Origin of the sequence: Sulfurospirillum diekertiae (genome assembly GCF_002162315.1) — a bacterium.
Classification (GTDB): domain Bacteria; phylum Campylobacterota; class Campylobacteria; order Campylobacterales; family Sulfurospirillaceae; genus Sulfurospirillum.
In genome coordinates this window covers 1,613,266-1,625,773 of the sequence record NZ_CP021416.1, presented here as the reverse complement: position 1 = coordinate 1,625,773, position 12,508 = coordinate 1,613,266, and the positions used below count along the sequence as shown (strand labels likewise).

Sequence of the window (12,508 nt, the reverse complement as noted above, 5' to 3'; positions counted from 1 at the left end):
AAAAAAAGAGGGATTTTTTCTTTACATGTAAAGCTAAAATCCCTTCATTATGAATGAGGAAAAAATATGCACACAATTCGTTATAACAAGAGAATCTGTACCGATGAAGCGATGATTGAATCCTTTTTGCAAGAGACACGCGTAGGCATTGTGGCGATGGTTGATGAAGAGAATTTTCCTTATGCCATACCTGTCAATTATGTTTGGCATAAAGGGGCTATCTATTTTCATGGTATGGGAAGTGGAAAAAAAGAGAGTCTATTACTTCAAAGGCCTTCTGTTTGTTTTACTCTTTTTCATGAATACGGTACCGTAGTTGACCCCGTTCCGTGTCATGCAGATACAGCATACCGTAGTGTTGTCATTTTTGGTAAGGCAGAAAAAGTAATGGACGCTGAAGAATCAGCCTTAGTTCTTCAAAAATTACTTGACAAATACACACCCAATTACTACAAACATCAATTATCAGGAAGTTTGATCGAAAAGTATCGTTCCACACATGATGGAAAAGCTGTTTCTGTTTTTAAAATTGAACCAACAACATTGACCGCTAAAGAAAATATAGCGCAAGAGAGTGAATTGTTTAATAAAGAGGCATTTTTGAATGAATGAGACTAGAACATAGCAGTAAAATAACGTAGTATAAATAACTATACTACGTTTAGGTGACATTCATCCCATCTGAGGAGATACACAGTGGATACGATTTGCATCAGCCCTATCCAAGATTGCCCACGCTATCAAGAGCTCAGAGTTTTATATGAAATTGCACTCGCTTTAAAAGGGAGTGAACTTGGCATAGAAATAGCATTTGAAAAGACGCTCAGCCTTCTTAAGAGGCATTTTTATATGGATAAAAGTATTTATTATGCGCTTAATGATGAAAGTAATGAACTTGAAGTGTTAAGTTCGGCAGGGCTAAGTAAACGGCAAGAAGTCTTAGCTACCTATAAAGTGGGCGAAGGTGCAACGGGATTATGTGCACAATTTTTAGAGCCTGTTGTGATTGAAAATATCCATCAAAATATTCTCTTTCTCAATAAAAGCTGCAGTTTAAAAAAGAGTGAGATTTCTTATCTTGCCATACCAGCCCTTTCTCAAAATAAACTTTTTGGTGTTTTAGGTGTGAGTTTAACTCAAAAGTCGCTTTGCAATATTGAAGAGATGGTGACAATCTTAACCATTACCGCTTCGCTCATGGCGCAATCACAACAAATCTACCAAACAATCAATGATGAAAAAAAGCGTCTTAAAGAAGAAAAACTCTACTACAAAGAGGAGATATTAAAGCAGAACGAAATCATAGGTTACAGTCCTGTAATTCAAGATGTTTTAGAGATTATTGGCAAAGTAGCGTGTACCAATTCAACGATTTTTATCAGCGGTGAGACGGGAACGGGCAAAGAGCTTATCGCAAAAGCTATTCATAATTACAGTCATCGTAAAGAGAAGCCTTACATCAAACTCAATTGTGCTGCCATTCCTGAAAATCTTTTGGAAACAGAGCTTTTTGGACATGAGCGAGGGGCCTTTACGGATGCCAAAGAGATGCGTAAAGGTCGTTTTGAACTGGCACATGAAGGAACACTTTTTTTGGATGAGGTTGGCGATCTAAGTCTAAGTCTCCAAGCAAAACTGCTGAGAGTCCTGCAAGAGCAGGAGTTTGAAAGACTTGGTGGAACAAAGACGATTAAAGTTGACGTGCGCATTGTGGCGGCCACAAATCGTGATATTAAAGAGATGGTACGCCAAGGAAGCTTTAGAGAAGACCTTTTCTACAGGCTCAATGTCATTCCCATTCACTCCCCTCCTTTGCGTGATCGAGGTGATGATATCATCTTGCTTGCATGCTATTTTTTGGAGCGTTTTTGCAGACGTCATGGCAAAGAGCGTACCTTGTTGCCTGATGCACAAATGATGCTCAAAGAGTACACATGGCCTGGTAATATTAGAGAGTTGGAAAACAGTATGGAACGTATTGTTCTTCTTGCTCCCTCTTTACATGTAAACGCTCAAGTAATTTTTTCCGTACTTCCAGCAAAGACAAAAATTCCTACTAAAGAAGTTGAAACTAAGGCTGATTTGGAAGATTTGGAGCGACAAGCCATTATAAGAGTGTTACGAGAATCAAGAGGCATTAAAATAAAAGCAGCCAAGAAATTGGGCATAACCAATCGTCAAATTGGTTATAAAATTCAAAAATATGAGATTTGCATGCAAGAATATCTGGAGTAATGAACGATTAAAGGAAGCCATGATGTCACGTTTTTTTTTCAATTAAGGAGCTTTATAATGAGTCTTCGTGTTCACATAGTGGAGATAAAGAGAAAAAAAATATTTGTGAAAGACTTCATCCTGGATCATCCATCAGTGATTGTGCTTTAGAAGGAGCATTTAAGTTTTTAAGCTCATATGAAGATTGTGCCCATCTGATCTATTCATCGTCGACGTGCTTTACGACCACATTCATTGAAAAATCTTCCCAACAAAAGCATTCAAACTATTTTTGCAGTAACCTAGACCTCAATGATATTATCTTTGGTGGCACTTCAAAACTGATGTTCCAACTGGATCGAATCGTAACTCTCTGCCAACCCAAAGTTATTTTTATCTATATAACGTGTGTTACTTCGCTCATTGGTGAAGATGTCAATGCCATTGCACAACAGAAGCAACACGCACTTGGTGTTCGGATTGTCCCCATTTTAGCAGCTGGTTTTTTGGGTGTTGAAAATTTTGGAGCACGCATTGCAAGTATGACACTTTGTGAACATCTTATAGGACGTAAAGAGCCAAAAGAAATAACTCCTTACGATGTTAATTTACTTAGTTGTGATGCCAGTTTACAGGAGATGAAAACCTATTGTGCTTTGATTGAGAGCATAGGCTTACGTGTACTGACCACTTTTGGGAGTGGTGATTCTGTTGAACCCATTATGTACGCACATAAAGCCAAACTCAATATTTTGATTTCAGCCAAACCGCTCGCGACCATGGCACGAAAAATGGAAAAAATATGGGGAATTCCTTGGATTCAGGTTTCTTTTTTTGGAAAATATGCCACATCCGATGCTTTACGTACGATTGCTGAAGTTTTTAATGATGGAAAATTGAGTCGCAATACACAAAAGGTCATTGCTTTTGAAGAAAAAAAATTGGCAGAGCAATTAGAGCTTTTCAAAGATAGCTTGTATGCAAAAAAAGTTCTTATTAATCTTCAAGGAACGCTATCGTGGGCGTATATTCCTCTTTTACGAGAGCTAGATATGCATGTGGTCGCAACGTCTATTGAAAATATAACAGAGGATGATAAAGAACAAGCGATTCGTCTTCTACTTGGCAAAGGAATGTTTATGTATGAGCCAGAAAATGAGCAAATGGATATTATTGAAGAAGAGAAGATTGATCTTTTGATTACAAACAGTGATAATGTCTATGCCGCAGTTCAAACAAAAATCCCCTTTCTCAATATAGAGAAGGCAAAAGAAAAAAATTATGTGGGGTACCGTGGTATTTTAGAATTTGCTTACATTCTTGAAAATACCTTGAAAAATCCTCTCTTTAAAATCGTTTACCGTGAAGCTCCTTGGTTAGGATAAATTTATTTAAAAAATTAAAAGAAAACTTCAGAAAACGGTTGAATTTTCGCTATAATCTGCACGATATTTTTATAGAGGAATGTTTCATGCTATCAAAAAGAATCCAAGTCTTATCACCCTCTTTAACTTTGGCTATTACGGCTTTAGCAAGAGATCTTAAAGCTCAAGGAAGAGATATTCTTAGCTTTTCGGCTGGTGAACCAGATTTTGACATACCACAACGTGTCAAAGATGCCGCGATTGAAGCCATTCAAAATGGTTTTTCAAAATATACTGCAGTAGCAGGTACGCCCGAAGTGCTTAAAGCAATTGCTGGCAAACTTAAGCGTGAAAATAACCTCGATTACAAGCCTTCTCAAATTGTAGTCAACGTTGGTGCAAAACACTCATTGTTTAACATTTTCCAGGCGATTCTTAATGAGGGTGATGAAGTGATTATTCCTTCACCTTATTGGGTAACCTATCCTGAAATTGTGAAATACTCTGGTGGTACACCTGTGTTTATAGAGACAGATGAAGCAACTGGCTTTAAAATAACACCAGCACAACTGAAATCTGCCATTACACCTAAAACAAAAGTGCTTTTGTTCAATACGCCATCCAATCCAACGGGAGCTGTTTATTCAAAAGTCGAACTTGAAGGTTTAGCTGAAGTTCTTAAGGGAACCAATGTTTTAGTGGTTTCGGATGAGATGTATGAGAAAATTTTATTTGATCATTTGAAATTCACCTCTGTTGCATCGATTAGTGAAGATATGTTCAACCGAACTATTACTGTCAACGGTTTGAGTAAATCTGTCTCGATGACAGGATGGCGATTTGGCTATTTAGCCTGCCCTATTAAAGAGATTGTAGATGCGATTGTTGATCTTCAAGGTCAAAGTACCTCTAATATCAATTCTATTACACAAAAAGCAGCCATTCCAGCACTTAATGGCCTTGTAGATGATGATATTGAAAATATGCGTGCAGCTTTTGAGAGACGTAGAAATATGGCATATGATTTACTGAACAATATTAAAGGTATTTCAGTCATGAAACCAGAAGGTGCTTTTTACCTTTATGTCAATACCAAAGCTGTTGAAAATGATTCAATGAAGTTTTGTGCAAAACTCTTAGAAGAAAAAGGTGTTGCCGTGGTTCCAGGTCTTGGTTTTGGATCAGATGGTTATTTTAGACTCTCTTTTGCAACCGACGATACCACGATTCAAGATGGTATAGGACGTATTAAAGCGTTTGTTGAAAACTACAAATAACTCTTATTGAAGGGCACTTTTTAAAAAGTGCCCACTTCTTTCAAAAATATTCTTCAATATTAATATGGTTTTGGTACAATTCCGACATTATTTTTACATACACATTCTTATAAAGGTTAGACATGAATAAATATGTCATCACACTTGCGAAAACATGCTTGGGCTGTAAGAAACCATCATGTCGTACGGGATGTCCTGTTGGCACACCCATTCCAGAAATGATTCGTCTTTTTTTAGCAGGAGAAATTAAAAAAGCAGGAAAAAATGCTTTTGACAATAATCCTCTTTCTGTTATCTGTTCTATGGTTTGTCCACATGAAAAACATTGTGAAGGTCACTGTATTCTCAATAAAAAAGGAACGGCAGTCAGTGTTGGAAGTATTGAAAATTATATTTCTGATCTTTACATAAACGATCTTCAGTTTGAAAAACCTGTAAAAAATGGTAAAAAAGTGGCGATTATTGGAAGTGGTCCTGCGGGTATCTCTTTAGCCGTTATTTTAGGTGCAAAAGGCTATGAAATTACAATGTACGATGCTCACGATAAAATTGGTGGAGTATTACGCTACGGTATTCCTGATTTTAGGCTCAATAAAGATATCTTAGACACGATTGAAACGAAATTACGCCAATTGGATGTAACAATTCGCCCTAATATAACGGTGGGTAAAAACATTACCATTGGTGATCTTTTTAGAGATGAATTTAAAGCTGTTTTTATTGGTACAGGGGTTTGGTCTCCTAAAAAACTTGGTATTAAAGGTGAAAGTTTAGGTCATGTCCATTTTGCTATTGACTATCTCAAAAATCCTTCGGTATATCGTTTAGGAGAAACCGTTGTGGTTTTAGGCGCGGGAAATGTTGCTATGGATGTTGCTAGAACAGCAGTCAGACACGGTGCTCGTGAAGTGATCATTATGTACCGTAAAGGTATGGAGAACATTCCGGCATCGCATCATGAAGTCGAATGTGCCAAAATTGATGGTGTTAAGTTTGATCTTTATAAACAGCCGATAGAGATTACAGAAAAAGGTGTTATTTACAGTAGCACGGATGAAAGTGGTGAAGAGGGTTTACTTGAAGCAGATTCTATTTTAGTTGCTATTAGCCAAAATCCTAAAGATAACATTGTTCAAACTGCGAAACAGATTGAAGTTGATGGTAAAGGTTTGGTTGTGACGGATGAGTGTGGACGAACTACCATGGAAGGCGTTTTTGCTTCAGGTGATGTGGTCACAGGAGCCAGAACGGTTGTTGAAGCAGTTGCCTTTTCAAAACGCGTTGCTGTGGCTATCGAAGAGTATATCGATACACTTTAGGAGAGAATGAGTTTTACATGTAAAAGCTTCACATGTAAAACTCTTAAATATTATTTTGTCTCTGTTCCAAAACGTGCTTTTGCATCTTGAAGAGCACTAATAAGTTCATCAAGATTCTCATAAGGAATATGTGCTTTCCAATCAGGCTCTTCCCCACTTTTTTTCAGTGCAATACCAATACTTACAACAGGAAATGATCCATTTCCATATGGCTCTTCCAAATGAGAGACTGAAATCATTCCATTTTTTGTTCCTGCTAAAGGAAATTTAGTAAGTATTGTGTTTTTTCCGCCCATGACGTGATCCTTTTAATTCTTTTTAAAAAATTTTGCGAGTTTTGCTTGCGTTTTCAACCACTCATTTTGTAATGTGAGTGGAAAACCGCCGTAAATTTTACCGCCTTCAATCGACTTTGAAACACCACCACGTGCTGCGATGGTTGCAAAATCACCAATCTCCAAATGTCCAGCTGTGGCACTTTGTCCACCCATAATGACATTACGTCCAAGTTTTGTCGAGCCTGAAATACCTGTTTGAGCCACTAAAATACAGGCTTGCCCTATTTCGCAATTATGTCCAATCTGAACCAGATTATCTATTTTTGTTCCTTTTTGAATAATAGTGGATCCAAAAACAGCACGATCAATTGTTGTATTTGATCCCACTTCAACATCTTCTTCAAGGATAACATTACCACTATGATAGATTTTAATATGCTCACCCATTTTTGTATGAGCATAGCCAAAACCATCGCTTCCTATAATTGCCCCTGCTTGAATAATACAGTTATCTTTGATGATTGAATCATCATACACAACAACATTAGGGAAAATTTTAACGTTTTTACCAATTTTAACATTGGCACCAATGGTGACGTGCGGCATAATCTCTGTGCCTTCCTCAACCACACTATTGCTACCAATAACCACATTTGGACTAATGAAACATTTTTCTGAAATATGGGCAGGTGAAGAGGTATCAAAGGCTTTTTTAGCAAAATATACACTTGCATACGCCATACTTAAATGGGGATTGTCACTGATAAGCGCTTGAGATGTTTTGGGTAGATATTCTTGATACGCTGAGGAAAGAATCACAACGCCTGCTTTTGTATTTTGCAAGTCAGTTAAAAGTTTTGGATTGTCAAAGAAAGTAATTTGAGAGGAAGTTGCCTCCTTGAGTGTTGCAAAAGAGGTAACTTCCTTATCTATACCTGAAAATTCAAGCGAAATTGCTTGAGCAAGAAGGCTGAGTTTCATTAAATATCCATTGCGACAGAGCCGCTTCTTACGATGTCTGTTGGGTTGTATTTTTTAACCGCTTTTAAAAAATTATCGATACGATCATAATCATCTGCAACCATGACAACGATAAAATCCTCACCGCTACTAGCAATTGTTCCATTATACGCTTTAAGCATGGCATCAAGCCCATTAAAGTCTTCATTTAAAGGAATCTTGACCAGCGCCATCTCTTTTTCAACAAACTGACCTGATTCTATGACTTTGTACGTAGGTATCAATTTATGCAATTGCTTTACAATTTGTTCCAAAACAGGAGCACTGCCTGAGGTCACAATCGTCAACCGTGATAGATTTGTTTTAGGTATTGGCGCAACTGTAAGTGAGTCAATATTGTAACCACGTCCCGCAAAAAGACCTGATATACGTGACAAAACACCGTCTTCATTTAAAACGATAACCGATAAAACTCTTCTGATATGTTCCATCGCTTACTCCTTATACTCAAGCATCATATTGTAAAGCGTTCCACCTGCTGGAACCATTGGTAAAACGTTCTCAAAGCGATCAACTTGAACGTCAATCATACAGACAGTGTTACTTTCAACAGCCTCTTTAAGGGCTTTATCAAACTCATCTTTGGTTTTAACTCTAAAACCACGTCCTCCAAAACTCTCAACCAGTTTGACAAAGTCAGGCTGGACGGAAAGATCGGTTGAAGAGTAGCGTTTATTGTAAAAGAATGTTTGCCATTGGCGAACCATTCCCAAGAACTGATTATTTAAGATGATATTAACCACTGCTACTTTATTTTCAACGGCAGTCATCAACTCTTGAATATTCATCAAAATAGAACCATCACCCGTAAAATTGATAACAGTTTTGGAAGGCACCGCTACTTTGGCGCCAATGGCTGCTGGAAGACCATAACCCATCGTTCCAAGTCCACCGCTCGTAATCCATTGACGAGGATAAGAGAAAGGATAAAACTGTGCAGCCCACATTTGGTGCTGTCCAACATCTGTACAGATAATGGCTTTATCACCAAGTATCTCACCAACGCGTTCTATTGCCCATTGTGGTTTAAGAATCTCATTTGAATCTTCATATTTCAATGGATGGATTTCACCATAACGCTTTAACAAATCACGCCAAGGTTTATATTTGTTTTCATCAATTTGTTCTTTGGCTAAAGGGATCATCGCCTCTACAACATTTTTAAGATCACCTACAATGGGGTAATCAATCGGAACAATCTTCCCAATACTGCTTGGGTCAATATCGACATGAATGATTTTAGCATGTTTTGCAAATTCGCTCAGTTTTCCTGTAACACGATCATCGAAACGTGGTCCAAAAGCAATCATGAGGTCTGCTTCGCTCATGGCCATATTGGCACTATAGCAGCCGTGCATTCCAAGCATTCCAAGTAGTAATGGATTTTCATCGCCCATAACGCCGCGCGCCATCAACGTCTCAACCGCAGGAATGCCGCAGATTTTTGCAAATTCACGTACTTCATCACTTGCATTTGAGTTAATCGCACCACCGCCAATATAAAGAACAGGACGTTTTGCTAAAGCAATAGCTTCAATCGCTTTTTTAATCTGTCTTGGATTGCCTTTGTAGGTTGGCTTATAGGTTTGCATTTTAATTTCACTTGGATAGGCGAAATGGCCAATTTGTGCTGTGACATCTTTTGGAATATCGACATGAACAGGACCTGGTCTGCCACTTCGTGCAATGTAAAATGCCTCTTTTAAAATACGTGGCAAATCTTTGACATCTTTAACTAAGTAGTTATGTTTGACACAAGGACGACTAATACCCACAGCATCAATCTCTTGAAAAGCATCTGTGCCTATCATACTAATAGGAACTTGACCGCTAATCACAACCATAGGAATAGAATCCATATACGCTGTTGCAAGACCTGTGACAGCATTGGTAAAACCAGGGCCACTGGTAACAAAGGCAACGCCTACATCACCCGTTGCGCGTGCATAACCATCTGCTGCATGCAGAGCTGCTTGTTCGTGTCGTGTTAAAATATGTTTAAAATAGTTTTGTTTGTAAACTTCATCATAAACATTCATGATAGCACCACCAGGATAGCCAAAGACGACGCTGACATTCTCCTTACGTAGTGCTTCTATGACCATTTGGGAACCGCTTAACTCCATGACCTCTCCTTTCATATTTTTGATGATACTTCTTGTAAAAAAAGTGGGTTATTATAGCAAATAAAGATTAAAGAAGGCTCATTTTTGGGGCATATGTTATGATTTGTTCAAATTGTAACACTGCTCAAGTGCGACACCTTCTCTGAGTCCATCATCAATTACGATGCAACTTTCAAAGCCAAGTTTTTTCATAATTGCTTTGACAATTAAGATACCAACAACGACTAAATCCCTACGATTCGTGCCTGTATAACGCTCTGCATCTTCTTCATTCATGGCAAATAAACGCTCATAGGCTTCATCAAAATCCTTTACATGTAAAACGGTTCCATTCACAATAGTCGCATCATAATGAGCATAATCCAAGCCTTTTAAAAATGCGGCAACCGTTGTTGGTGTTCCTGCTGTTGTTACTAATTGTAAAAAATTGGAAGAAATTGGATCGTGTTGAGTCATAAAATCATCAATGGAATTAACGATACGCGTTACATGTAATTCACGATCAAGTGAATATCTCTCCGCTACATTGATAATTCCAAAAGGAAAGCTTTGTGACTGTTTTGTACCATCTTTGCAAAAGGTAAATTCTGTTGAACCTCCACCAAGGTCAAATAAGGCATAGGTTTGATGTTTAAACCCTTCGCGCTTGAGGGCATTTTCAACAGCAAGTGATGTGAGATATGCTTCTTTTTCACCTGTTATAATCTGAAAAGTAAGGCCAAAAATTGTTTCGATTTCTTTTAAAATTTCCCCAGCATTCGAAGCAATGCGCATCGCTTCAGTGGTTACACAGAAACAGCGTTCATTTTTAAAATCAAAGATATGAGAGGCTTCATATAGGGCATTCAAGATATTTTGTTTGGAAGATTCACAAATCAATCCCGTTACATGTAAATCTTTACCTGTGCGCACAATTTTTTCATAAACATGAATACGCTCTTTTGTTTGACAATCCATTTGTACAATTCGCAAGGTATTGGAACCTAAATCACAGCCAATCATCTTCAGCCTATTTTTTTCGAAAGAGCTTCATAAAAAGCGCTGATAATAAGGCGTACAAGACCTAAAAAGAGATAAACAATCGTCGTATACAAAAGTGGATGATATGGCATCTTTTGTGTACTCAGATGCATTAGATGCTCTATAGGGTGTGTCAGCCATTGATTCATATGCATTCCCAATGACAAGACAATAAAAATCAGGATAAATATAAAAAATTCTTTTTTCAATAAAGACCTTCGCAATAATAATAAATAGATGATTTTATGTAAACAAAACTTAATAATAGGTTGCATAATATAACATTATAACGACAATTTTAGAATATTATAAATAACTAAAATAATGAGGTATAATTTTTTTTAACCAAGGGAAGCCTCAGAATGTTGGAAGTAGAATGGGGAGATCATACAAACAAAAAGGATGGGCAAACTATGAAATCAGACAAAATCATTGAGGAAATACTCATTGAGATTGAGAAGCATGAAGGTGGGATGTCTCGCCGTAATGCGATGAAACTTTTAGCAGCATCGCCAATTGCTGCGAGTGTCTTAGCGGGCGCTGCAACGGCAACAGAAGCACATGCTTCTAGTTCCAATGCTACTGGTAAGATAGTCATTGTGGGTGGTGGCCTTGCAGGTGTTGCAACGGCTGCAAAATTGACACACAGACTCTCTAATCCTGATATTACAATTATTGAACCAAACCCAAAATCAGTTTCGTATCAGCCTGGGCAAACACTGATCGCTGCTGGTGTGTGGAAAAAAAGTGACATTACCTATGAAACTGAAAATTTTATTCCTAAAGGTGTGAAATGGATCAAAGACTCTGTCGTAACGTTTGATCCACAAAATAATAAAGTAAAAACAGCCGATGGTACGGAAATTAGCTACGATTATCTTGTTGTCGCAACAGGATTAATGCTTAATTTTGGTGCTATAAAAGGGCTAGAAGGCGAAATTACTTCTTCTGGTGCCAATAATGACGTTGTTCGTAATAAAGTAGGAAAAGATGGTGTTTACTCTATCTATTTTGCAGATGGTGCTGTTGATACACAAAAAGGTATTGAAGAACTGATTGCTAAAGCAAAAGCGCATAAGGGATCCGAAAAACTCCAAGCAATTTTTACCGATCCTGATACTGCTATTAAATGTGGTGGAGCTCCTAAGAAAATTATGTACATCACACATGATTTACTCAAAAAAGCAGGTGTTCGCGATAAAGTAGAATTAACCTTCTGCCCATCAGGTGATAAAATGTTTGGTGTGCCTGAATATAGCGCTGCTATTTTAGAGCAATTTAAAGCAAGAGACTTTAAATGGGAATTTAAAACCAATTTAGTAGCGATTGATACAGAGAAAAAAGTAGCGACATTTGAGAAAAAATGGCTTGAAAAAGGTGAGTATGACGAAGACCTTAAAGAATATACCATGGTTTCTATGAGTAAAAAAGTTGATAAAAACTACGATTTTATTCATATTACTCCTCCACAAAAAGCATCAGATATTGTTGGTAAATCGCCTATTGGTTCAAGCAAAGGCTGGGTTCCTGTTGTGAAAGAAACCCTTCAACATGTAACCTATAAAAAACGTTTTGCCCTCGGTGATATTGCTGCTGTTCCTATGGGAAAAACAGGTGGTAGTGCGCGTAAACAATATCCTGTTGTTGCAGAGAACCTCATTGCTGTTATGGAAAAACAAGAAAAACTTCCTGCTGCCTACGATGGTTATACGGTTTGTCCTTTGATTACGAGTATTGGAACGGTTATGCTTGCTGAGTTTAATTGGACAGCAAAACCTACACCTTCTTTCCCTCTTGATCCAACACAAGAGCGCTGGATTTGGTGGTTGCTTAAAGTCTATGCACTTAAACCTATGACAGTTTATGGCATGCTCTCTGGCAGAGCCTAAT

At 37.7% G+C, this 12,508-nt stretch carries 12 protein-coding genes; 6 read left to right on the top strand and 6 right to left on the bottom strand.

The features are described from left to right. The first annotated feature begins 66 nt into the window (after positions 1 to 66). The 5 genes from Sdiek1_RS08355 (at position 67) to Sdiek1_RS08335 (ending at position 6,174) form a co-directional block, all read left to right on the top strand. Positions 67 to 612, top strand: coding sequence for a pyridoxamine 5'-phosphate oxidase family protein (locus Sdiek1_RS08355; protein WP_087438704.1), 546 nt, complete (start codon positions 67 to 69; stop codon positions 610 to 612). A gap of 84 nt (positions 613 to 696) precedes the next feature. Further along, positions 697 to 2,235, top strand: a complete 1,539-nt coding sequence (locus Sdiek1_RS08350; protein WP_087438703.1) for a sigma-54-dependent Fis family transcriptional regulator — start codon at positions 697 to 699, stop codon at positions 2,233 to 2,235. Positions 2,236 to 2,276: 41 nt separating this feature from the next. After that, complete coding sequence (locus tag Sdiek1_RS08345; protein WP_087438702.1) at positions 2,277 to 3,599, top strand: nitrogenase component 1; 1,323 nt, start codon at positions 2,277 to 2,279, stop codon at positions 3,597 to 3,599. An 86-nt stretch (positions 3,600 to 3,685) separates the two neighbouring features. Then, positions 3,686 to 4,855 (top strand): pyridoxal phosphate-dependent aminotransferase, encoded by a 1,170-nt coding sequence (locus Sdiek1_RS08340; protein WP_087438701.1) that lies wholly within the window; start codon positions 3,686 to 3,688, stop codon positions 4,853 to 4,855. 122 nt (positions 4,856 to 4,977) lie between these two features. Next, the gene (locus Sdiek1_RS08335) at positions 4,978 to 6,174 is read left to right on the top strand and encodes an NAD(P)-dependent oxidoreductase (protein ID WP_087438700.1); all 1,197 of its coding nucleotides are present in this window, start codon (positions 4,978 to 4,980) and stop codon (positions 6,172 to 6,174) included. A gap of 50 nt (positions 6,175 to 6,224) precedes the next feature. On the opposite strand, the gene Sdiek1_RS08330 is transcribed toward Sdiek1_RS08335, so the two are convergent. From Sdiek1_RS08330 to Sdiek1_RS08305, 6 genes are all read right to left on the bottom strand, one after another. Next, positions 6,225 to 6,470 carry a hypothetical protein gene (locus Sdiek1_RS08330; RefSeq protein WP_087438699.1) on the bottom strand — a complete coding sequence of 82 codons (246 nt, stop codon included), beginning with the start codon at positions 6,468 to 6,470 and terminating at the stop codon, positions 6,225 to 6,227. A gap of 12 nt (positions 6,471 to 6,482) precedes the next feature. Then, on the bottom strand, positions 6,483 to 7,433 hold the full coding sequence (lpxD, locus tag Sdiek1_RS08325; RefSeq protein ID WP_087438698.1) for a UDP-3-O-(3-hydroxymyristoyl)glucosamine N-acyltransferase: 951 nt from the start codon (positions 7,431 to 7,433) through the stop codon (positions 6,483 to 6,485). Then, entirely contained in the window at positions 7,433 to 7,894 is a 462-nt protein-coding gene (gene ilvN, locus Sdiek1_RS08320; protein ID WP_087439863.1) for an acetolactate synthase small subunit, read from the bottom strand. Before ilvN ends, lpxD begins: the two co-directional genes overlap by 1 nt. Before the next feature lie 12 nt (positions 7,895 to 7,906). Continuing rightward, entirely contained in the window at positions 7,907 to 9,598 is a 1,692-nt protein-coding gene (locus tag Sdiek1_RS08315) for an acetolactate synthase large subunit (protein ID WP_087438697.1), read from the bottom strand. A 96-nt stretch (positions 9,599 to 9,694) separates the two neighbouring features. Next, complete coding sequence (locus Sdiek1_RS08310) at positions 9,695 to 10,600, bottom strand: Ppx/GppA phosphatase family protein (RefSeq protein ID WP_087438696.1); 906 nt, start codon at positions 10,598 to 10,600, stop codon at positions 9,695 to 9,697. 2 nt (positions 10,601 to 10,602) lie between these two features. After that, positions 10,603 to 10,827 carry a hypothetical protein gene (locus Sdiek1_RS08305; protein WP_087438695.1) on the bottom strand — a complete coding sequence of 75 codons (225 nt, stop codon included), beginning with the start codon at positions 10,825 to 10,827 and terminating at the stop codon, positions 10,603 to 10,605. Between the two features lie 204 nt (positions 10,828 to 11,031). On the opposite strand from Sdiek1_RS08305, the gene Sdiek1_RS08300 reads away from it, so the two are divergent. Further along, positions 11,032 to 12,507, top strand: coding sequence for an NAD(P)/FAD-dependent oxidoreductase (locus tag Sdiek1_RS08300; RefSeq protein ID WP_087439862.1), 1,476 nt, complete (start codon positions 11,032 to 11,034; stop codon positions 12,505 to 12,507). The last annotated feature ends 1 nt before the right edge of the window (position 12,508 follow it).